The sequence below is a fragment of the Brevibacterium sp. K11IcPPYGO002 genome, from assembly GCF_050920635.1.
Lineage (GTDB): Bacteria > Actinomycetota > Actinomycetes > Actinomycetales > Brevibacteriaceae > Brevibacterium.
Genome location: NZ_CP131929.1, coordinates 2,161,121 through 2,183,281 on the forward strand (window position 1 = coordinate 2,161,121; position 22,161 = coordinate 2,183,281).

20 protein-coding genes are annotated in these 22,161 nt (G+C 67.4%); all 20 read right to left on the reverse strand.

The window, feature by feature from the left end:
• Positions 1-43: 43 nt before the first annotated feature.
• A complete protein-coding gene (locus QYM46_RS09880) occupies positions 44-1,507 on the reverse strand; it encodes a glutamate synthase subunit beta (protein ID WP_432788814.1) in 1,464 nt (487 codons plus the stop codon).
• A complete protein-coding gene (gene gltB / locus QYM46_RS09885) occupies positions 1,500-6,200 on the reverse strand; it encodes a glutamate synthase large subunit (RefSeq protein ID WP_432788815.1) in 4,701 nt (1,566 codons plus the stop codon). The genes QYM46_RS09880 and gltB overlap by 8 nt, the downstream gene beginning before the upstream one ends.
• A gap of 185 nt (positions 6,201-6,385) precedes the next feature.
• Positions 6,386-7,432, reverse strand: coding sequence for a prolipoprotein diacylglyceryl transferase (locus tag QYM46_RS09890; RefSeq protein ID WP_169252344.1), 1,047 nt, complete (start codon positions 7,430-7,432; stop codon positions 6,386-6,388).
• Positions 7,429-8,220, reverse strand: coding sequence for a tryptophan synthase subunit alpha (trpA, locus tag QYM46_RS09895; RefSeq protein ID WP_432788816.1), 792 nt, complete (start codon positions 8,218-8,220; stop codon positions 7,429-7,431). Before trpA ends, QYM46_RS09890 begins: the two co-directional genes overlap by 4 nt.
• Positions 8,217-9,431, reverse strand: a complete 1,215-nt coding sequence (gene trpB / locus QYM46_RS09900) for a tryptophan synthase subunit beta (protein WP_169252346.1) — start codon at positions 9,429-9,431, stop codon at positions 8,217-8,219. The genes trpA and trpB overlap by 4 nt, the downstream gene beginning before the upstream one ends.
• A 125-nt stretch (positions 9,432-9,556) precedes the next feature.
• Positions 9,557-10,354, reverse strand: coding sequence for an indole-3-glycerol phosphate synthase TrpC (gene trpC, locus QYM46_RS09905; RefSeq protein WP_432788817.1), 798 nt, complete (start codon positions 10,352-10,354; stop codon positions 9,557-9,559).
• The gene (locus QYM46_RS09910; protein WP_101553490.1) at positions 10,351-10,620 is read right to left on the reverse strand and encodes an HGxxPAAW family protein; all 270 of its coding nucleotides are present in this window, start codon (positions 10,618-10,620) and stop codon (positions 10,351-10,353) included. The genes trpC and QYM46_RS09910 overlap by 4 nt, the downstream gene beginning before the upstream one ends.
• A 96-nt stretch (positions 10,621-10,716) precedes the next feature.
• Positions 10,717-11,265 (reverse strand): Trp biosynthesis-associated membrane protein, encoded by a 549-nt coding sequence (locus QYM46_RS09915; protein ID WP_432788818.1) that lies wholly within the window; start codon positions 11,263-11,265, stop codon positions 10,717-10,719.
• A gap of 4 nt (positions 11,266-11,269) precedes the next feature.
• A complete protein-coding gene (trpE, locus tag QYM46_RS09920) occupies positions 11,270-12,823 on the reverse strand; it encodes an anthranilate synthase component I (protein ID WP_432788819.1) in 1,554 nt (517 codons plus the stop codon).
• On the reverse strand, positions 12,813-13,169 hold the full coding sequence (hisI, locus tag QYM46_RS09925; RefSeq protein ID WP_432788820.1) for a phosphoribosyl-AMP cyclohydrolase: 357 nt from the start codon (positions 13,167-13,169) through the stop codon (positions 12,813-12,815). The genes trpE and hisI overlap by 11 nt, the downstream gene beginning before the upstream one ends.
• Positions 13,166-13,930, reverse strand: a complete 765-nt coding sequence (gene hisF / locus QYM46_RS09930) for an imidazole glycerol phosphate synthase subunit HisF (RefSeq protein ID WP_432788821.1) — start codon at positions 13,928-13,930, stop codon at positions 13,166-13,168. Before hisF ends, hisI begins: the two co-directional genes overlap by 4 nt.
• 9 nt (positions 13,931-13,939) lie before the next feature.
• The gene (locus QYM46_RS09935) at positions 13,940-15,442 is read right to left on the reverse strand and encodes a carboxyl transferase domain-containing protein (protein WP_432788822.1); all 1,503 of its coding nucleotides are present in this window, start codon (positions 15,440-15,442) and stop codon (positions 13,940-13,942) included.
• Positions 15,443-15,454: 12 nt separating this feature from the next.
• Positions 15,455-16,660: a CaiB/BaiF CoA transferase family protein gene (locus QYM46_RS09940; RefSeq protein WP_432788823.1), complete on the reverse strand. Its 1,206-nt coding sequence runs from the start codon at positions 16,658-16,660 to the stop codon at positions 15,455-15,457.
• 2 nt (positions 16,661-16,662) lie between these two features.
• The gene (locus QYM46_RS09945; protein WP_231488506.1) at positions 16,663-17,097 is read right to left on the reverse strand and encodes a PH domain-containing protein; all 435 of its coding nucleotides are present in this window, start codon (positions 17,095-17,097) and stop codon (positions 16,663-16,665) included.
• A 7-nt stretch (positions 17,098-17,104) separates the two neighbouring features.
• Positions 17,105-17,944 (reverse strand): ATP phosphoribosyltransferase, encoded by an 840-nt coding sequence (gene hisG / locus QYM46_RS09950; RefSeq protein WP_025777814.1) that lies wholly within the window; start codon positions 17,942-17,944, stop codon positions 17,105-17,107.
• Positions 17,945-17,996: 52 nt separating this feature from the next.
• Positions 17,997-18,260: a phosphoribosyl-ATP diphosphatase gene (locus QYM46_RS09955; RefSeq protein WP_025777815.1), complete on the reverse strand. Its 264-nt coding sequence runs from the start codon at positions 18,258-18,260 to the stop codon at positions 17,997-17,999.
• A 98-nt stretch (positions 18,261-18,358) separates the two neighbouring features.
• On the reverse strand, positions 18,359-19,024 hold the full coding sequence (locus QYM46_RS09960) for a nicotinamide mononucleotide transporter family protein (RefSeq protein ID WP_432788824.1): 666 nt from the start codon (positions 19,022-19,024) through the stop codon (positions 18,359-18,361).
• A gap of 50 nt (positions 19,025-19,074) precedes the next feature.
• On the reverse strand, positions 19,075-19,737 hold the full coding sequence (gene rpe, locus QYM46_RS09965; RefSeq protein ID WP_169252355.1) for a ribulose-phosphate 3-epimerase: 663 nt from the start codon (positions 19,735-19,737) through the stop codon (positions 19,075-19,077).
• Positions 19,738-19,740: 3 nt separating this feature from the next.
• Positions 19,741-21,198, reverse strand: coding sequence for an RsmB/NOP family class I SAM-dependent RNA methyltransferase (locus QYM46_RS09970; RefSeq protein WP_169252356.1), 1,458 nt, complete (start codon positions 21,196-21,198; stop codon positions 19,741-19,743).
• Positions 21,199-21,203: 5 nt separating this feature from the next.
• Complete coding sequence (gene fmt, locus QYM46_RS09975) at positions 21,204-22,136, reverse strand: methionyl-tRNA formyltransferase (RefSeq protein WP_432788825.1); 933 nt, start codon at positions 22,134-22,136, stop codon at positions 21,204-21,206.
• Positions 22,137-22,161: the final 25 nt, after the last annotated feature.

A 22,161-nucleotide genomic window follows, 5' to 3' on the forward strand; every position in this document is an offset into this window, starting at 1 on the left:
TGCCGCACCCACCACCCTTTCTCAGTGTCTGACATGAACTATCTTAGCATTTGAACCCTTCGTCGGTGGGCTGCACGGGTGCCGGCAGCCTCGTCGACCCGGTGAGGAACCGGTCGACTTCGGCGGCCGCGGCGCGCCCCTCGGCGATGCCCCACACGATGAGCGACTGTCCGCGTCCGGCATCGCCGGCGACGAAGACTCCGGGGGTCTCCGAAGCGTAGGAGTCATCACGGGTGAAGGCTCCGGTCTCGGCGACGTCGAGACCGAACGATTCCGACTCCGGTCCGGAGAATCCCAGCGCCAGCAGCACGAGATCGGCCTCGAGGACGTGTTCGGTGCCCGGTGTCGGAATCCGGCGGCCGTCGACGAACTGGGTCTCGGTGACCTCGATCCCGCTCACGCGGCCGGTGTCGTCGCCGACGAAGCGCGTGGTCGAGGCGAGGTACTTCCGCGTTCCGCCCTCCTCGTGCGAGGACTGGACTTCGAAGACGCGAGGAACGGTCGGCCACGGATCGCTCTCACTGCGTTCGGCGGGCGGCTGGGCGCCGATCGCCAGCGTCGTCACAGAGGCCGCCTTCTGGCGCAGGGCCGTGCCCAGGCAGTCGGCGCCCGTGTCCCCGCCGCCGATGATGATGACGTGTTTGCCCGCGGCATCGATGAACGCCGACGAGTCGGCCTCGGGTCCGCGATGATCGCCCGCCTGATCCCGATTCGAGGGCACGAGGTAGTCCATGGCGAATTCGACCCCGTCGAGATCGCGGCCGGGGATCGGCATGTCGCGCGGAACCGTCGCACCCGTGCACACGATGACGGCATCGAAGCTCGAACGCAGGGATTCGAGCGTGACATCGCGTCCGACCTCGACCGAGGTCTTGAAGCGGGTGCCCTCCGCACGCATCTGATCAAGTCGACGATCGATGTGGTGCTTCTCCAGCTTGAAGTCCGGGATGCCGTAGCGCAGAAGTCCGCCGAGGCGGTCGGCGCGTTCGTAGACGACGACCGTATGCCCGGCTCGGGTCAGCTGCTGGGCCGCGGCCAGCCCGGTGGGACCGGATCCGATCACGGCGACCGTGTGGCCCGTGATCCGCTCGGGGATGATCGGCTGGATGAGACCGGCCTCGAAGCCCTGATCGACGATCGTGACCTCGACCTGTTTGATCGTCACTGCCGGCTGGTTGATGCCGAGGACGCAGGCGTTCTCGCACGGGGCCGGACAGGCACGCCCGGTGAACTCCGGGAAGTTGTTCGTCGCGTGGAGCAGTTCGACGGCGCGCGGGAGCTCGCCGCGGTACATCGCGTCGTTGAATTCCGGGATGAGGTTGCCCAGCGGGCAGCCCTGATGGCAGAAGGGGATGCCACAGTCCATGCAGCGTGATGCCTGCCGTCGCAGCTGCTCGGGATCACCCGCCTCGTAGACCTCCTTGTAGTCCATGAGACGGATCGGGACGGGGCGCCGCTTCGGCAGCTCCCGGTGTTCGACGGTGAGGAATCCGTGCGGATCAGCCATTGGTGGCCTCCAGAATCGTGTGCCAGGCCTCGTCCGAGTCGACGGCCTTGCCGGCCGCGACGAACTCGTCCTGGATGTCTTTGACCGTCGCGTAGGCGACGGGGATGATCTTCGTGAAGCGGGAGAGGACGTCCTGTCCTCGGCGCAGTCCGTCGAGGAGCTCGCCGGCCAGCGGTGAGGCAGTCCATTCGACATGCTCACGCAGCAGCCGCTCGAGGATCTCCATATCGTCCACGCCGACACCGGTGAAGCGGAAGACGCCGGCCGCCCGCTCCTTCGGATTGAGTCGGGCCGGATTGAAGTCGAGCACATAGGCGGTGCCGCCGGACATGCCTGCGGCGAAGTTCCGGCCGATGCCGCCGAGGATGACGGCCACACCTCCAGTCATGTACTCGAGGCCGTGGTCGCCGATGCCCTCGACGACCGCCTCGGCGCCGGAGTTGCGGACGAGGAACCGCTCCCCCACCTGTCCCGAGACGAACAGCTTGCCAGCCGTCGCCCCGTAGCCGAGCACATTGCCGGCGATGACGTTGTGTTCGGGTCGGGTGGGGTTCTCAGCATGCGGCCGAACGCTGACGATTCCTCCGGACAGGCCCTTGCCGACATAGTCGTTCGCATCACCGTGGAGTTCGATGCTGACCCCCTGCGGCAGGTAGGCGCCGAGGGACTGTCCGGCAGTTCCGCGCAGCTCGAGCCGGATCGTGTGCTCCGGCAGGCCCGCTTGCCCGTGGGCGAGAGTGACGTGATGGCCGAGCAGGGTGCCCGCCGAGCGGTCGGTGTTCTCGATCGCCGAGGTGATCGTCGTCTCCGTGCCCTGAGAGATGGCGTCTCGGGCCTGCTCGAGCAGGCGGAGGTCGAGCTCGTCGGCGAAGTCGCGGTCGACGGGTTCACCGCATTTGCGTGCGACGTCGGAGCTGCCGTGGAGGTCGACTGGGACCTTGAGGATCGAGGCGAGATCGAGGTCGAGCCCCGTTGCGGCCGCCCGCTCCTCGTCGATTCTCAGCCGCTCGACCGCGCCTATGGCCTCATCGAGGCTGCGCAGGCCGAGCGCCGCCAGGTAGGCGCGGACCTCCTCGGCGATGAAGGTGAAGAAGTTGACGACGTGATCGGCCTGACCGTGGAAGCGCTCGCGCAGCTTCGGGTTCTGGGTCGCCACACCCACCGGGCATGTGTCCTTGTGGCACACGCGCATCATGATGCAGCCGGAGACGACGAGGGCCGTGGTCGCGAACCCGAACTCCTCCGCGCCGAGCAGGGCTGCGATGATGACATCCCGGCCGGTCTTGAGCTGACCGTCGACCTGCACGCTGACCTTCTCGCGCAGACCGTTGAGCACGAGGGTCTGCTGGGCCTCGGCGAGGCCGAGCTCCCAGGGAGTGCCCGCGTGCTTGAGCGAATTGAGCGGACTCGCTCCGGTTCCGCCGTCGTGCCCGGAGATGAGGACCACGTCGGCACCGGCTTTCGCCACTCCGGCAGCCACCGTGCCCACACCGATCGCGGACACGAGTTTGACGTGGACCCGGGCCTTGGCGTTGGCGCGGCCGAGGTCGTGGATGAGCTGGGCCAAGTCCTCGATCGAGTAGATGTCATGGTGCGGCGGAGGCGAGATCAGCCCGACGCCCGGAGTCGCGTGGCGAGTCTTCGCGATCCACGGGTAGACCTTCGTCCCGGGCAGCTGCCCGCCCTCGCCGGGCTTGGCTCCCTGCGCCATCTTGATCTGCAGGTCGTCGGCCTCGGTGAGGTAGTGGCTCGTGACGCCGAAGCGCCCCGAGGCGATCTGCTTGATCGCCGAACGGCGCTCGGGGTCGATGAGCCGCTCGGTGTCCTCGCCGCCTTCGCCCGTGTTCGACTTGCCGCCGATCCGGTTCATCGCGATCGCCAGGGTCTCGTGGGCCTCCTGGGACAGCGAACCGTAGCTCATCGCTCCGGTCGAGAACCGCTTCATGATCTCTTCGGCAGGTTCGACCTCGGAGATGTCGATCGGGCCCGATTCGCGTGGAACGAGGTCGAAGAGACCGCGCAGCGTCATGAGCTCGCGCGACTGTTCGTTGATCTGTGCCGTGTACTGGCCGAAGATGTCGAAGCGTCCCGTGGAGGTGGAGTGCTGGAGCTTAAAGATCGTCTCCGGGTTGAACAGATGCTCCGGCCCTTCGCGACGCCACTGGTACTCCCCGCCGACGTTGAGGTTCCGGTGCGAGGGGCGGGGGTGATCATCGCGGTAGGAGTCCCCGTGGCGAGCACTCGTCTCCGCCGTGATCTCCCTGATGCCCCTGCCGCCGAGCTGGTGCGGAGTCGAGGTGAAGTACTTGTCGATGAATGCCTCGGACAGTCCCAGAGCCTCGAAGGTCTGCGCCCCGTGGTAGGACTGCACGGTCGAGATGCCCATCTTCGACATGATCTTGAGCAGTCCCTTGTTGAGCGCGGTGAGCACGTTGGCAACTGCGGCCTCTTCGCTGATTCCCCGGATCCGGTCCGAGCGGACGAGCGCCTCGGCGGATTCCATGACGAGGTACGGATTGACCGCGGACGCCCCGAAGGACACGAGGGTCGCGACGTGGTGGACCTCGCGGACGTCGCCGGCCTCGACGATGATGCTCACCCTCGTCCGCGAGCGTTCGCGGACGAGGTGGTGGTGCAGCGCCGAGGTGAGCAGCAGCGACGGGATCGGAGCGAGATCGGCCGTCGAGTCCCGGTCGGAGAGGATGATGAACACGGCGCCGGCCTCGATCGCCGCGCTCGCCTCGGCGCACAGCGCCTCAAGACGCTCGGCCATCGCGTCGTCTCCCCCGTTGACCGAGTAGAGGCCGGAGAGGATCACGGAGGGGTGTGCGTTCTCCACGCCGAGGTGGCTGCCCTTGACGTGCGCGATCGCCGTGAGCTCGTCGTTGTCGATGACCGGCTGGTCGAGCAGGATGTGCGCGGAGTCGGGCTTCGAGAACTCGAGCAGATTGCCCTCTCGGCCGATCCCGGCAGCCATGCTCGTCACGATGTCCTCGCGGATCGAGTCGAGCGGCGGATTCGTCACCTGAGCGAAGTTCTGGTGGAAATAGTCGAAGAGCAGGCGAGGTCGCTGGCTGAGCGCTGCGATCGCGGTGTCCGTGCCCATCGCACCCAGTGGTTCGGCCCCGGTCTCGGCCATCGGCGAGATGAGGATTCGCAGCTCCTCCTCGGTGTAGCCGAAGGTGCGCTGGCGGCGCCTGACCGAGGACTGCGGGTGAGTGACGTGGACGCGGGTGGGCAGATCCTTCAATCGCTTCGAGCAGCTGTCCACCCAGTCGGAATAGGGGTGGTCGGTGGCGAGCTGGTTCTTGATCTCCGTGTCGGAGATGATGCGCTCGGACTCGGTGTCGACGAGGAACATGCGGCCCGGGGTGAGGCGGCCGCGGGCGACGACCTCGGACTCGGGCAGATCGACGACTCCGACCTCGCTGGCGAGCACCACCGTGTCCTCGGTCATCACGTACCGGGCCGGGCGCAGACCGTTGCGGTCGAGGACGGCGCCGGCGAGCCGGCCGTCGGTGAAGGCCACACAGGCGGGACCGTCCCAGGGCTCCATGAGCAGCGAATGATATTCGTAGAAGGCCCGACGCTCCTCGCCCATGCCCGGATTGTTCTCCCAGGCCTCGGGGATCATCATCAGCATCGCCTGCGGCAGCGATCGTCCGGAGGCGACCATGAGCTCGACGACGGCATTGAACGACGCCGAGTCGGAAGCACCGGGCGGCACGATCGGGCACAGCCGGTCGAGGCTGCGCGAGGTCTCGGGCACGGGAGAGACGAGGAGTTCGGAGGCGAGCTTCGATTCCCTGGCCTGCATCCAGTTGCGGTTGCCGCGCACGGTGTTGATCTCGCCGTTGTGAGCGATCGTGCCGAATGGCTGGGCGAGCTGCCACGACGGGAAGGTGTTCGTCGAGAAGCGCGAGTGGACCAGCGCGATCCGCGACGTCAGCCGCTCGTCGCGGAGTTCGGTGTAGAACGAAGAGAGCTGACCGGTCGAGAGCATCCCCTTATAGGTGATGGTCGCCGGGGACAGCGAGGGAAAGTAGATGCCCGCGTGGTCGAGGCGCTTGCGCACGATGTAGGCGCGACGGGTGAGGTCCGCGTCGTCACGGGCCGGGTAGCGCTCGTCGCAAGCGAGGAAGACCTGGCACATCCGAGGCATGGTCGATCGGGCGATGTCGCCGAGCACACTGTCATCGTGGGGCACATCCCGCACCGCGTGCACGCGCAGGCCCTCCTCGGCGGCGATCCGGGCGACGAGGTTGTCCTGGGTTTCGTCGCCGGCCGCGGCGCCGGCGCCTAAGTCCGGGGACACGTTCTCCGACAGCGGCGGGGTTGCGGCCTTGAGATCGCGCCCGTAGTCCTGGGCGAAGAATCCGATGCCCACGGCGTACGCGCCAGGCTCGGGCAGGTCGATGCCGTCGGCGGCGAGCACCTCGGCGAAGTAGTCATGGGGCACCTGGAGAGTGATGCCCGCACCGTCGCCGGTGCCCTCGTCCGAACCGATGCCGCCTCGGTGCTCGAGCTTGCGCAGAGCGGTCAGGGCCTGTTCGACGACCTCGTGGTCGGCAGATCCGCGGTAGCGGACGATGAGGGCGAGGCCGCAGTTGTCGTGTTCGAGCGCCGGATCGTAGAGACCGATGCGGCCAGGCGGGGCCGTGGTCTTGGGGGTCGACTGAGCGCTGTGGTTCATATCCTGCCTTCTCGGTGTTGAGTGCTTCCCGAAAAGACGGCGCTGTCCCTTGCGGTGTGGACGAGTCCGAAAAACAGCGTTTCCGAACCCGGCTGTGAGATCACTCTCACAGCCGGAGTCCTAACTTACACCATGTGCAATTTCAGAAAAAGCAGAGAAAGGAACGAACAGCGAACCAATTCGTCTCATTTGTTGGACGTTCGCGGGTTCTCTTCGTGGGAGGCGGGCGCCGACTTTCCGCGCACATCGGGCACGATCGAGATCGCCGAGGTCACGGCTCCGAAGAAACCGAAGCTGTGGCGACCGCTGAGATCGATGTCTGATTCGCGCTCGATCTCCGAGTCGTCAGCCTCGGTGTCAGTCGCGGCGACGGGCACGTCCGCGCTCGCGCGGTCATCGGGGTCGGCCACCCGCGCCACGGATGGCAGCGGAGCTCCGGAGGTCTCGGCCGCCTCGGCGATATTGGGTGCATTGATCCCGAAGGTGTGCTTCCCACGGCGGTGGCGACGCAGCAGGGTGCGAGATCCGTGCGCGTAGACGCCGGTCTCATGGGTGCGGTGGCGCAGACGGGAGACGACGAGCCAGCAGAGACCGATGAGCAGGGCGAGGACGGCCGTCCACACGTTGAACGGCAGTCCCAGGAGGAGCCGTGCATCCTCGGCGGCCGGGCTGCCGACGCGCAGGGCTTCGAGCAGGATGCGGCCGAGGCCGAACAGGCACAGGTAGAGGGCGAAGACCTGGCCGTAGCCGAGCCGGAGGCGCTTGGAGACGATGATGAGCACAACGCAGGCGATGAGGTTCCACGCCGATTCGGTGAGGACCGTGACCAGTTCGAGGCGACCGTCGAACCAGTCGCTGAAGGCACCGGCGACGTGGCCGAGGATGAGTCCCGGTGCGACCGAGTCGAGCAGCGGTCGGAACCTGATGCCCTGGAAGCGGGTGAGCACCCAGACGGAGACGAAGCCGAGGATGGTGGCTCCCCAGAAGCTGAATCCCCCGTCCCAGAGGGCCAATGCCCGCAACGGGCTGCCGGCCGGGCCGAAATAGGTGTCCGCCGCCGAGAGCAGATGTCCGAGGCGTCCGCCGATGATCGCCGCAGGCAGACCGACGACCGTGATGGCCCACAGGTCTCCCTTGTGGCCGCCGCGGGTGCGCCATTGGATGGCTGTCATCCACAGGGCGAGTCCGACGCCGAGGAGGGTGAAGACGGCCCATGCCGGGCTGAAGCTCATGCACACCCTTCTGCGAGCTCGGCGGCGAGGCGACCGACTCCGGCCACTCCCTCGGAGCCCAGTGCCCGGACGAGGGCGGAACCGACGATGACGCCGTCGGCGTATTCGGCGACCTCGGCCGCCTGGTCGCGATTCGACACGCCGAGGCCGACGCAGGCGCGTTCGGCTCCGGCTTCTTTCAGCCGGGCGACGAGGTCGCGGGCATGGTTGTCGACTTCGGAGCGGACGCCGGTGACGCCCATGGTCGAGGCGGCGTAGACGAAACCGGAGCTGTGCTCGACGATGCGGGCCAGGCGCTCGGGCGTCGATGAGGGTGCGGCGAGGAAGATGCGGTCGAGGCCGTGCGTCTCCGAGGCTGCCAGCCACGGTCCGGCCTCATCGGGGATGAGGTCGGGGGTGACGATGCCGCCCCCGCCGGCCGAGGCGAGATCGCGGGCGAAGCTGTCTATGCCGTATTGGAGCACGATGTTCCAGTAGCTCATGACGACGGCGGTGCCGCCGGCCTCAGCGATGGCTTCGACTGCGGTGAAGATATCCGTGGTGCGCACCCCGTTGTCCAAGGCAGCCTCACCGGCACGCTGAATGACGGGTCCGTCCATTCCGGGATCGGAGTAGGGCATTCCGACCTCGATGATGTCGACGCCGTTGCGGACGAGTTCGACCATGGCCTCGGTCGATCCCGCCACCGTGGGGAAGCCGACCGGCAGGTAGGCGATGAGCGCGGCCTTGCGGCCCGCCTCGGCGACGGCGTCGAGGGTGGTTCCTGTGCGTGGGCCTGAGTGCGTCATACCTGCACCGCTCCTTCGTCGATGTAGTCGAACCATTTCGCGGCGGTCGTCATGTCCTTGTCGCCGCGGCCGGAGAGATTGACCAGCAGGACCGCTTCGGGACCGAGCTCACGACCGATGCGGATGGCTCCGGCCAGAGCGTGAGCCGATTCGATGGCGGGGATGATGCCTTCGGTGCGGGAGAGCAGACGCATCGCCTCCATCGCCTCTTCGTCGACGACGGGCTCGTATGTCACCCGACCGGTGTCATGGAGGTGGGAGTGTTCGGGACCGACCGACGGGTAGTCGAGGCCGGCGGAGACCGAATGGGAGGCCTGGGTCTGTCCATCGGAGTCCTGAAGGATGTAGGTGGCCGAGCCGTGGAGGACGCCCGGGCGTCCCCCGGAGAATCGGGCTGCGTGATGGCCGGAGTCGACCCCTTCGCCGCCGGCTTCGAAGCCGTAGATCCTCACGTCGGCATCGGAGAGGAATGCGGCGAAGAGTCCCATCGCGTTCGATCCGCCGCCCACGCAGGCGCAGACGGCGTCGGGCAGACGGCCGGTCAGCTCCTGGATCTGCTCGCGCGCTTCGATGCCGATGACCTTCTGGAATGAGCGGACCATCGCCGGGAACGGGTGGGGGCCGGCGACCGTGCCGATGACGTAGTGGGTGTCGTCGACGTTGGCCACCCAGTCGCGCAGGGCTTCATTCATCGCGTCCTTGAGCGTGCGCGTGCCGTTGGTCACGGCGTTGACCGTGGCGCCGAGCAGACGCATGCGCGCGACGTTGAGGGCCTGACGCTGAGTGTCCTCCTCACCCATGTAGACCACACAGGACATGTCGAGCAGGGCCGCCGCTGTTGCCGTGGCGACTCCGTGCTGACCGGCTCCGGTCTCGGCGATGAGACGGGTCTTGCCCATCCGCTTCGCCAGCAGCGCCTGAGCCAGTGCGTTGTTGATCTTATGGCTGCCCGTGTGGTTGAGGTCTTCGCGTTTGAGGAACACGCGTGCCCCACCGCAGTGCTCGGCGAAGCGTGTGGCCTCGGTGAGCAGAGAGGGACGGCCGATGTAGTTGCGCTGCAGGGTGAGCAGTTCGTCGGTGAAGGCCGGGTCCACCTGGGATTTGCGCCAGGTCTCTTCGATCTCGTCGAGCGCCGGGATCAGCGCTTCGGCGATGAACCTGCCTCCGAACTCGCCGAAGTACGGTCCTGTCTCCTGGCTCAAATCGGTCATTGCGGTCCTTCTCGATCTCCTCGTGGTGTCGTCGGGCGGGGCGGAGGGCCCCGCTGCGCCCGACGACCGGATGGGTACGGTATCGGCCCATCGTCGGCCACTTCCGGCAGCCGACGGGGGCGGGTTCAGGATGCGGACAGGGAGCGGCGTTCCCGGCCGAGCGCGGTGTACTCCTCGACCGCGGCCTGCGGGCGACCGCCGGTGACGAGAGCTTCGCCCACGAGCACGAGGTCGGCGCCGGCATCCGCGTACTTCGTCACCTCGGCGGCACCGGCGACACCGGACTCCGCGACGAGGGTGCATCCGTCAGGGGCGAGATCGGCCAGAGGCGCGAACCGGTCGGTGTCGACGCTGAGATCCTTGAGGTTGCGGGTGTTGACGCCGATGAGTTCGGCACCGAGCGCGGCAGCGATCTCCAGCTCTTCGCGGTTGTGGGTCTCGACGAGCGCGGTCATCCCCAGCTCCGTGGCCAGGGCATGGAAGTCGCCCAGCTGGATGGGGTCGAGGGCCGCGACGATGAGCAGCACGATATCGGCACCGTGGGCACGGGCCTCGTGGAACTGGTATTCGTCGACCATGAAGTCCTTGCGCAGGACCGGGATGTCCACGGCTGCCCGCACGGAGTCGAGGTCGGCGAGGCTGCCGTTGAAGCGGCGGGCCTCGGTGAGCACGCTGATGGCCCGGGCTCCGCCGGCGGCGTAGAGACCCGCGAGGGTGCCCGGGTCGGGAATCCGGGCGAGGTCCCCACGGGAGGGCGATTTCCGTTTGACCTCGGCGATGACGCCGAAGTCGGCAGACAGGTCGAAGCGGCGGACGGGCTCGGCGGCCGCGGCCAGAGCAGTGATCTCGCTCAGCGGAACCGCTCTCCGGCGTGCCTGCAGGTCGTCCCGCACACCGGAGATGATGTCGCCCAGAACCGTCATTTCTTCTTCGGCTTGTTGCCCAGCCCGACGGCACGCAGGATCAGTCCGACGACGACGCCGAGGGCGACGATGCCGATGGCGATGTAGGTGATCGTGGGGTTGTGGATCGTGAAGCCCACACAGCCGACGCTCACGCCGATGAGCATGATGATGACTCCGGTCCATCCCGCCACCGAGTTGCCGTGACCGGGATCGGCGATCGCTGCGTAGTCGATCGTGGATTTGTCGAGATCTGCGGCCCCGTTGCGGGCGATGGACTGCGACATGGCGCTCCTTAGTGTGAGTGCGTGACACGCGTGTGGAATCTTTCCTCCATTGTGTCACGCTTCGTCTGCTGACCGGACACCGACCCGGTCACAAGGTCATTTCGAATCCCGCTCGGCATCGGGACCGTTCGGCTCTTCATCGTCGGGGGCGTCCTCGACGTCGTCCCCGCGGGACAGGGCGTCCCAGGTCGCGGCCGAATCGAACTCCCCTCCGGCGGATTCGGCGGTGCGGGCGTACCGGTTGGAGTTCGTCCACCCGTTCGAGGCGACGGCGACCCAGATGATGCCGATGACGCCGATGCCCGCGGCCACTGCCGCGATGATCGCCCAGGAAGTCGCTCCCGGCGCCGAGGCTGCGCTCAGGGCCGTGATCCCGTAGCCGATGCCGGCGATCCCGGCCAGACCGAGCACGACGAAGCGTCCGATCCGCCCGAGCATCGCGGCGAGCAGTCCCGAGACCGCGATGATCGCCACACAGGCGTTGGCCACGGGCGAGGACTGCGAGCTCGCATCCTCGGTGACCTTCGCCACACCGGTGGGTCCGAGTGTGTCGCCGCCGGCGCCGGCCTGCCAGGCGGAGATCGTCAGCGCCCACATGGCGGCGGCGATGACGAGGACGATGAGGACTCCGCGTGATTTCGTCATGGCCTCACCTCCGGCTTCCTTCCGTCGAATCCAGCGCATCGGCAGCGGCGGCGGCACGCAGCACTGCCGCGGCCTTGTTCTCCGATTCCTGGTATTCGGTCTCCGGCACGGAGTCGGCGACGAGCCCGCCTCCGGCGTAGACGCTCATCGTGCCGTCGCGGAGCACTCCCGTGCGGATGGCGATGGCGAGGTCGAGATCACCGGTGAAGGACATGTAGCCGACCACTCCCCCGTAGATTCCGCGACCGACGGGTTCGAGTTCGTCGATGATCTGCAGCGCCCGGGGTTTGGGCGCACCCGAGAGCGTCCCGGCTGGGAAAGTCGCCCGCAGGACGTCGATGGCGGTGGTTCCGGGTTCGAGTTCGCCCCGCACGGTCGAGCTGATGTGCATGATGTGGCTGTAGCGGACGATGTCCATGAACTCGCTGACGTCGATGGTGCCGGCCGCGCAGACCTTCGCCAGGTCATTGCGGGCGAGGTCGACGAGCATGAGGTGCTCGGCTCGCTCCTTCTCATCGGCCAAGAGCTCCCGGGCCAGGGAGTCATCGGCTTCCGGAGTGGTGCCGCGGGGGCGCGAACCGGCGATCGGGTGGGTGATGACCTCTCCGGACCGGACGGTGACGAGTGCCTCTGGTGAGGAGCCGATGATGCTCACCGGCTCACCTCCGTCGTCGTGGAGGTTGAGCAGGTACATGAAGGGGCTCGGGTTCGCATGCCGAAGCATCCGGTAGACGCTCAGCGCGTCGGCGTCGCACGGGGTGTCGAAGCGCTGACCGACGACGACCTGGAAGATCTCGCCGTCGACGATCTTCTGCTTCGCCGTCTCCACACCGTCAAGGTACACCTGCGGCTGGGTGCGGGTGACCACCTCGGGATCGGCTTTCCGGGGGCGGAGGACATCGGCCGGGCTGGGCTGCCGGAGGCGGTCGCACATCTCGGCGATGCGTTCGACTCCGGAGGCGTAGGCGTCGTCGATGCCGGTATCGGCGCCGTTGACGTTGAACACGTTGGCCACGAGGGTGACCATTCCCGAATAGTGGTCGAAGACGGCGATATCGCCGGGGATCATCAGCTGCACGGTCGGCAGGTGGTGTTCGTTGGGTCGCGGCGGGCCGAGCCGCTCGAAGCGGCGCACGATGTCCCACCCGAAGTAGCCGACGAAGCTCGAGACCATCGGCGGCAGCTCCGATTCCGCTTCGGCCACGGCCAGGAGGTCGAGGGTGGCGGTGACCGCGTCGAGGACGTCGCCGTCGGTGGGGATGCCCACCGGCGGAGTGCCGGTCCAGTGGAATCCGTCCTCGGTGGAGATGAGGGTGGCCACGGGTGCCGATCCGATGAAGGAGTATCTCGCCCAGGACCCGGCGACCGCGGATTCGAACAGGAAGCTTCCCGGTCCGCCGTCGGTGAGTTTGCGGTAGAGACTCAGCGGGGTCTCCGAGTCCGCGAGCACCTGGGTGTGGACCGGCACCAGCCGATGGTCCGCGCCGAGGGCCCGGAACTGGTCGAGGCTGGGGCGGATCGGCAGGTCGGTCGGGTTCGCCGCTGGTTCAGTCGACACTGATGGTCCTTCCGGTGAAGCAGGTCGGGGTGTTCGTATGGCAGGCGGGCCCGGTCTGGTCGACGAGCATGAGCAGAGCGTCGGCATCGCAGTCGAGGCCGAGCGAGCGGACATGCTGGACATGGCCCGAGGTCTCCCCCTTCACCCAGTATTCTCGACGGGAGCGTGACCAATAGGTGGCCCGCTTCGTGTCCAGTGTGCGGCAGACGGCTTCGATGTCCATCCATGCGAGCATGAGCACCTCTCGGCTCGTCGCCTCTTGGACGATGACCGGGATGAGCCCGTCGTCATTGAGCGTGATGATCTCCCGCCAGTTGCCCGGGGTGGCGTCGATATCGCTGCTCATCGGACGTCGATTCCCTGCGCACGCAGTGCGTCCTTGACCTCGGCGATGCTCAGTGTGCCGAAGTGGAAGACGCTGGCGGCCAGCAGCGCATCGGCTCCTGCTTCCACCGCCGGGGCGAAGTGTTCGACCCTGCCGGCTCCGCCCGAGGCGATGAGCGGCACGTCGACGGCGGCGCGGACGGCGCTGATGAGTTCGAGGTCGAACCCCTCACGTGTGCCGTCGGCGTCGATGGAGTTGAGCAGGATCTCGCCGACCCCGCGGTCGGCGGCTTCCCGGACCCAGTCGATCGCGCAGCGGCCCGTGCCCTGACGACCGCCGCGGGTGGTGACTTCGAACCCGGATTCCGTGCTCGCCCCCTGTGCGCGGCGCGCGTCGAGAGAGAGGACGAGGACCTGGTTGCCGAAGTGTCGGGAGATCTCGCTGATGAGCTCCGGGTTCTCGACCGCCGAGGTGTTGACCGAGACCTTGTCGGCTCCGTCGCGCAGCAGACGATCGACGTCGGCGACGCTGCGGATTCCGCCGCCGACGGTCAGCGGGATGAAGACCTCTTCGGCGCAGGCGCGGACGACGTCGTGGACGGTCTCCCGGTCTCCGCTGCTGGCGGTGACGTCGAGGAAGGTGAGTTCGTCGGCTCCGGATTCGCCGTAGCGGCGGGCGAGTTCGACGGGGTCGCCGGCGTCCTTGAGGTCGGCGAACTTCACTCCCTTGACGACGCGTCCGCCGTCGACGTCCAGACAGGGGATGACTCTGACAGCTACCACGCAGTCCTCCTAGATTCCCAGGCCCCGATAGCGATCCATCCGGCGGGCCAGGCGTCTGGCCGATGGTTCGCGCATGAGCGAGATAAGTTCGTATTCGAGTGTCTCACCGACCCGGGCGACGAAGTCCAACGGCTCGTCGCTGGCGTCGGGGTGTTCGGCGATGATCCGGTCGACGACTCCGTTGGCCTGCAGCATGGGGGCGTGCACACCTTGGTTCTGAGCCATTTCGGCGGCTCTCTCGGTGGTGCGGTGCACGATCGCCGAGGCGCCTTCGGGCGGCAGCGGCGAGAGCCAGCCGTTCTCGGCGCTGAGCACCCGGTCGGTGGGGATGAGTGCCAGTGCGCCGCCTCCGGAGCCCTCACCGAGGATGAGCGAGACGGAGGGGGCGTCGAGGTTCGCGAGGTCGGCGAGGCTGCGGGCGATCTCACCGGCGATTCCGCCCTCTTCGGCTTCCTTCGACAGGGCCGCACCAGGGGTGTCGATGACGGTGACGAGCGGCAGGCGCAGTTCCGCTGCCAGACGCATTCCGCGTCTGGCCTCACGGAGAGCCGCCGGTCCCATGGGGGCCCGGGAGTCCTGCCGGAACCGGTCCTGGCCGAGGACGATGCACGGTGCGGAACCGAACTTCGCCAGCGCCAGCAGCAGTCCGGGATCCTTCTCGCCCTCGCCGGTGCCGTTGAGCGGCAGCACGGTGTTCGCGGCGGTCCGCAGCAGGTCACGGACTCCGGGCCGCTCGGGACGGCGCGAGCTGGTGATCGCGGCCCAGGCATCGGAGTTCGGGTCGACGGTCGCCGGGGCCGTGTCCGGATTCGGCACCTGGCGCGGGACCTCCTGGGCGCCCATGAGCACATCGAGGACGCGGGAGACGGTGCCGGCGATGCGTTCGGGACCGATGACGGCGTCGACGATGCCCATCTTGTGCAGGTTCTCCCCGGTCTGCACGTTCTCCGGGAACGTCTCCCCGTAGATCGCCTCAAACACTCGGGGGCCGAGGAATCCGATGAGGGATCCGGGCTCAGCCACGGTGACATGCCCCAGCGATCCCCAGGAGGCGAAGACGCCGCCTGTGGTCGGATGGCGCAGGTAGACGAGGTAGGGCAGTCCGGCCTTGCGGTGGGCGATGACGGCGTTGGTGATCTTCACCATCGACAGGAAGGCGATCGTGCCCTCCTGCATGCGGGTGCCGCCCGAGGCGGGGCCGGCCAGCAGCGGCAGCCCTTCGAGGGTCGCGCGTTCGATCGCGTCGACGAGGCGTTCGGCCGCGGCCACGCCGATCGAGCCGGCGAGGAACCGGAATTCGCCGGCGATCACGGCCACTCGGCGGCCGTCGATGGTGCCTTCACCGGAGATGATGGATTCGTCGACGCCCGACTTCTGCGCAGCGGCATCGAGTTCAGCCGAGTAAGCGGCCGAGATCCCGCCGGCGGGTCGGATGGGGGCGGAGTCCCAGGACAGGAAGGAGCCTTCGTCGAGGACGATGTCGACGAGTTCGAAGGCGTTGAGACGCGACATGAGGTCTCCCCCTCAGTTTCGGTCGGCGAGCCACGCCACGATGGATTCCGCGTCTTCGTCGAGCAGCGGCGGGGCGTCGTGAGCGGTGCGGGTGGTCTCAACCTCACCGGAGGCATCGGCGTCGAAGAAGCGCAGCGGCGGTCCGGGCAGGTCGATGTCGCCGAGCACCGGGTGGTCGACGGAGACCTTGAGTCCCTGGCTGAGTGCCTGATCCCACTGGTAGACCTCGGGCAGGGTGCGCACCGTGCCGGACGGGATTCCCGCCTCGGTGAGTCTGTGCAGCAGATCGGCGGCGTCGTAGGCGGAGAAGCGGTCCTCGATGAGTTCGATGACTGCGGGGCGGTTCTCCACGCGCTCGGAGTTGACGGCCATGCCCTCGGTGGCGGGATCGATGTCGAAGGCCGCACAGAACCTCTGCCACAGGTTCTCGTTGCCCACGGAGATCTGCACGGCGCCGTCGCGGCAGGTGAAGAGTCCGTAGGGCGACAGCGACGGGTGGTGGTTGCCGCCCGGCTGCGGTTCCTGACCGGCCACCGTGGCACGGGTTCCCTGGAAGGCGTGGACGCCGACCATTCCGGCGATGAGCGAGGTGCGCACGACCTTGCCCTTTCCGGTGCGTTCGCGTTCGAGCAGAGCCGCCAGCACGCCGTACGAGCCGTAGATTCCGGCGAGCAGGTCGGCGATCGGCACACCCACGCGCTGCATATCATCGGGCCCCGAGCCGGTCAGCGACATCAGGCCCGCTTCGCCCTGGGCGATCTGGTCGTAGCCGGCACGGGAGGCTTCGGGGCCGTCATGGCCGAAGCCGGTGATGGAGAGGATGACCAGGCGCGGGTTGATCTCCATGCAGCGGGCGGTGGAGAAGCCGAGTCGGTCGAGGACTCCGGAGCGGAAGTTCTCGATGAGCACATCGGCGCGTGCGATGAGTCCGGTCAGGGTGTCGTTGCCTGTCTCGGATTTGAGGTCGAGGGCGATGGATTCCTTGTTGCGGTTGCATGAGAAGAAGTAGGTGGCCTGAGGGTTGTCCGCAGGTCCGACGAAGGGAGGACCCCAGGACCGCGAATCGTCGCCCTTGCCGGGGTTCTCGACCTTGATGACACGCGCACCGAGGTCGCCGAACATCATTCCCGCATGAGGGCCGGCGAGTGCTCGGGAGAGGTCGACGACGGTATATCCGGTCAGGGGTCCCGCCGCGGTCTCGGGTGTCTCGTTCGCCATTCCTAGTCCTCCTTGAAGTGGGTGCGTCTGTTGATGAGCATACGCAATCGTGCGACATCCGCATGGGCGCGGCGACCGTCTGCATGCTGGATCGCCATCACCGCACAGGTGGTGCCGTCGGTGAGATCCAACAGGGGCCACGGGTCATCGCCCTCGGGTGAGAACGTCACACCGAGGATCTGTCCCCAGTCGAGTCGACGAGTGCGCACCATGTTCTTGACCACCAGGCCCTCCTCGGTGGGCCGAGCCTGAATATCGGAGATGCGCAGCAGGGCAGCTCCGAAGAGAATGCCCAGCAGGTTCATCCATACCATGTCGAGCACTGTCCACGGTTCCCAGTCCACGACGAACAGCGCCACGGACAGGACCGCGAACCCCGCGGTCACAGCAACGGCACCGACGATGCTGATGATGCGCACCTGTCGGGGCCGGAACACGGCAAGATCAGATTCGGCAGGCGCCAATGTTCGTCACCAGAATCGCACGCGCCCCGACTCCGTAGAGTCGGTCCATGACGTTGTTGACTTCCTTCGCTTCGACCATGACGCGCACGGCGACCCACCCGGTCTCCTGCAGCGGAGACACGGTCGGGGATTCGAGCCCCGGGGTCAGCGAGATCGCCTCGGGAACCAGGCGCTGTTCGATGTTGTAGTCGACGAGCACGTACTGGCGGGCGACCATGACCGATTCGAGGCGGCGTTTGAGCACGCCGATGCGGGATTCGGCGCCGTCGCGCTGGATGAGCACACCCTCGGATTCGAGGAGCGGCTCGCCGAAGGTTTCGAGTCCCGCGGCGCGCAGTGTGGAGCCGGTCTCGACGACATCGGCGATGGCGTCGGCGACTCCGAGCTGGATGGAGACCTCGATCGCTCCGTCGAGCTGCACGGTCGTTGCGGCGATGCCGCGTCGCTGCAGATCGGCATCCACGAGATTCGGGAAGCTCGTGGCGATGCGGGCACCGGCCAGCTGGTCGGGCGAGGTGAAGGAGCCGGTGGTGCCGGCGTAGAAGAAGCGCGAGGCACCGAACCCGAGCCCGAGCACCTCATCGGCTTCGGCCTGTGACTCGAGCAGCAGGTCACGGCCGGTGATTCCGGCGTCGAGGATGCCGGAGCCGACGTAGATGGCGATGTCGCGGGGACGCAGGTAGAAGAATTCGACTCCGTTGACCTCGTCCTGATGGACCAGTGTCTTGGTTCCGCGTCGAGTGGAGTATCCGGCCTCGCTGAGCATGTCGGAGGCGGCTTCGGACAGTGCGCCCTTGTTGGGCACGGCTACACGCAGCATGGGGTCCCTTGGAGTTCGATGGCGTCGGGTCGGTCGGATTCGTGGGAAGGTCTCAGAGGTGGGTGTTGACGTCGTCGAGGGTCAGTCCCTTGGCGATCATCATCACCTGCACATGGTAGAGCAGCTGCGAGATCTCCTCGGCGAGCTCGTCCTTGGTCTCGTATTCGGCGGCCATCCACACTTCGGCGGCCTCTTCCACGACCTTCTTGCCGATCGCATGGACTCCGGCGTCGAGTTCGGCCACGGTCTTCGAACCGGTGGGGCGATCGAGGGACTTCTGCTGGAGTTCGGCGTAGAGAGAATCAAAGGTCTTCACTTCTCCAGCCTAATGCATCCGCATTCGCCGCAGCGCTCGGGGTCTCACGTTCCAAAACGCGCCAGGCTGGCAGCCGAGTGCCCCGCGGCCGCCTGCGCTCAGTCCTCGGGATCGCGGCCGATGTCGGTGGCCGGACGATGGGGTGCCGAGATCGTCTGGCGGGAGCGCTTCGACCAGTCGACGAGTCCGAGGATGACCATGACGAGGAAGAACAGGTACACAGCTCCGGAGAAGACGAGCCCGCCGGAGATCGCCAGCGGAATGCCGACGAGGTCGACGGCGAGCCAGACGAACCAGAATTCGACGATGGCTCGGCCCTGGGCATACATGGCCACGATCGAGCCGATGAAGATATACGCGTCGGGGTACGGGTTCCAGGACCACCCGCCTGCGGCGAGGACCCAGCCGAAGACTCCGGTGCCGATGACGAGAGCCGCGATCAGGATCGCCCGTTCCTTCCAGGTCGCCCAGCGGACGAGGACTTCGCCGGCGGCGGCCTTGGACTTCTTCCACTGCGTCCATCCCCAGACCGCGGCGACGATGATGACGACCTGCCGAGAGGCATTGCCGCCGAGGCCGGCGGAAAGGCTGGCGGAGAACAGGAGGATGGAACCGAGAATCTGCACCGGCCAGGACAGGATGTTCCGCCGCAGCGCCAAGACGACCGTGGCCAGCGCGCAGATGTTGCCGAACAGGTCGGAGTACGGCACGGGTCTGCCCAGCAGTTCGAATGCCGGGGTGTTCAACCAGTCGAACAGGTCCATCGCAGGCTCTCTTCAGGTGTGGGCCGCAAGCAGCATTCGGCCCGGATCGGTCAGTGGGCGTGTGCGGCGGCGAGGGTGCGCAGTTCGCTGATCGCCGCTGCGGCATCGTCGGCGCCGTAGACGGCGGAGCCGGCCACGAGGACGTCTGCGCCGGCATCGACGACGCGGTCGATCGTCGCCGCGGAGACTCCCCCGTCGACCTGCAGCCGGATCTCGAGTCCGGCAGCCGAGATCGCTTCACGAGTCCGTCTGATCTTCGGCAGGCACACATCGAGGAACTTCTGCCCGCCGAATCCGGGTTCGACGGTCATGATGAGGATCTGATCGAATTCGCCGAGGAGGTCGATGAAGGGTTCGATCGGGGTGGCCGGTTTGAGTGCGAGGCTGGCCTTGGCCCCGAGGCGGCGCAGTTCCCGGGCGAGACGGACGGGGGCGGCGGCCGCCTCGGCGTGGAAGGTCACCGAGGCACAGCCGATCTCCGCGTACACGGGAGCGTTGCGATCGGCGTCGGCGATCATGAGGTGGGCGTCGAGCGGGATCGGCGAGATCGCCTGGATGCGTTCGACGACGGGCGGACCGAAGGTGAGGTTCGGCACGAAATGGTTGTCCATGACGTCGATATGGGCCATATCGGCGGTGCTGATCTTCGTCAGCTCACCGCGCAGATCGGAGAAGTCCGAGGACAGGATGGAGGGGTTGATGTCGATCGACATGGGTCATTTCGCCTTTCGCAGGAGGGCCAGGAACATTCCGTCGCTGTTGTGGACGTGGGGCCAGAGCTGAGCGTATCGCCCGCCCGCCCGGGTCACCGAGGCGAACGACTCCGCCTCGGTGCCGGTGATCGCCGACAGCACGGCCGGGGTGTCGAGGATCTCCACGTCAGCGCTCACGGCCTTGGCGCGCAGGCGCAGCACTTCGTCGACGATGAGCACGGTCTCGGCGTAGTGCGGTGAGCACGTCGAGTAGGCGACCACTCCCCCGGGCGCGCAGGCATCGAGGGCAGCGGCGAGCAGTTCTCTCTGCAGCCCGGTCAGCGCCGTGATGTCCTCGGGCCGTCTGCGATAGCGGGCTTCGGGGCGGCGGCGCAGGGCACCGAGTCCGGAGCAGGGCACGTCGACGAGGGTCTTCGAGTAGGGTCCGCGGGCGTCGCGTCCGTCGCGGACGGCGGCGGTGACGTTGGTCAGCGCCTTGGTGGAGTCGCGGACGAGGTCGACACGGTGTTCGCTGGAGTCGAAGGCTTCGAGGTTTGTCGATTCTCCGGCTGCTCTGGCTGCGAGGACGGCGGCCTTGCCGCCGGGTCCGGCGCACAGGTCGGCCCAGGTTCCGGTGGGTGCGTCGACCTCGGCCAGGGCGAGGGCGACGAGGGCCGATCCTTCGTCCTGGACGCGGGCACGCCCGTCGGCCACGGCTGCCACGTCCCGGGGCACCGCGGTGTCCAGGGTGACGCCGATCGGTGACAGCGGGGTGGGCTCTCCCGGCAGTTCGCTGCGGTCGATGAGCCCGGGCAGGGCGGACACACCGACCTTTGCGGGCGCGTTGTCGGCTGCCAGCAGGGCTTCGAGCTCGGAGGCGTCGCGGCCGTGACCCTTGAGCGCCTGGTTCAGTGCCCGGACGACCCATTCGGGGTGGGAGTGTTCGATCGCCAGTCGGGTGGTCTCGTCAGCCTCGGCAGTGACACGGTCGAGCCACACGTCGGCTTCGGCTTCCGAGATGCGGCGGAGCACGGCGTTGACGAATCCGGCGGTCTTCACAGCCGTCCGTTTGACCACGGCCACGGTTTCGGACAGTGCCGCATGGTTGGGCACCCGCATCGACAGCAGCTGGTGGGCGCCGAGGCGCATCGCGGCCAGGGGTTCGGGATCGATCTTGTCGACGGTCCGGGATGAGGCGATTTCGATGACCGCATCGTAGAACTTCTGTCGGCGCAGGGCACCGTAGGTGAGTTCGGTCGTGAAGGCGGCGTCCTGAGCGCCCATATGGGTGCGGGAGAGCTTGGCCGGCAGCAGCAGGTTCGCGTAGGCGTCCTTCGTCGCCACGTCGAGGAGGACTTCCCAGGCGATGCGCCGCGGCAGGTTCTTACCCATCCGTTCGCCCTGCGGTGCTCCGCGGTTCTGAGGTGGGCGGCCGCGATCGCCTCTGCCGCGACGGCGGTCTCTGCCTGCTGACTCAGCCATGGCTCTTATGCCTGCCTCTCGGTATAGGGGTCGAAGGTCACGTCTTGCCGACCGCGCAGGAAGTCGGCCGTGGCCATCCGGGCCTTGCCGAAGGGTTGGATCTGCTCGACCCGGACCCACCCGTCACCGCAGCAGAGCACCGGCTGCTGCTGCCAGGTGGTCAGTTCGCCGATCGCGCCGGAGGCCGTCACCTCGGGTGCAGGCGAGAGTCCGAAGAGCTTCGTCCTCTTGCCGTCGAGTTCCACCCACGGTCCCGGTGCGGGACTGGTCCCGCGGGCCCGGTTGATGACCTCGGTCGTGGATGCGGACAGGTCGAGGTGGGCGTCGGTGACGGTGATCTTCTCGGCATGGCTGGACTCACCGGTCTGCGGTGTCAGGGCGGCGGTGCCGGCGGCGAGATCGTCGAAGGCGGCGACGAGTTCGGGGGCCCCGCGGTGGGCATAGTCGTCGAGAGCCTCGGCGACGTCCGCGTGGTCGAGCGGCAGTTCCAACCGGCGCAGCACCGGCCCGGTGTCCATGCCGGTATCGATGCGGAACACGCTGATTCCGCTGGTGGTCTCACCGTTGATGAGTGCCCGCTGAACGGGAGCGGCCCCGCGGTGGGCCGGCAGCAGGGAGAAGTGGAGGTTGAACCAGCCGAGGCGGGCCGTGTCCAGTGCGGCGGGTCCGGCGATGGCTCCGAAGGCGACGACGGCGACGGCGTCGACATCGAGTGCCCGCAGCTGGGAGATGACGTCTCCGCGCAGACGAGCGGCTTCGATGACGGGCAGTCCGAGTTCGAGAGCGCGGGTCTTCACCGGTGACGGGGTGAGGACTCTCTTCCGTCCGACGGGCGCATCGGGTCGGGTGAGCACCGCACGGATGCTGTGGTCCGAGACGGCCAAGGCCTCGAGGGCGGGTACTGCGACATCAGGGGTGCCGGCGAAGACGATATCCACGACTTGGATTCTACTGGTTCGCCGC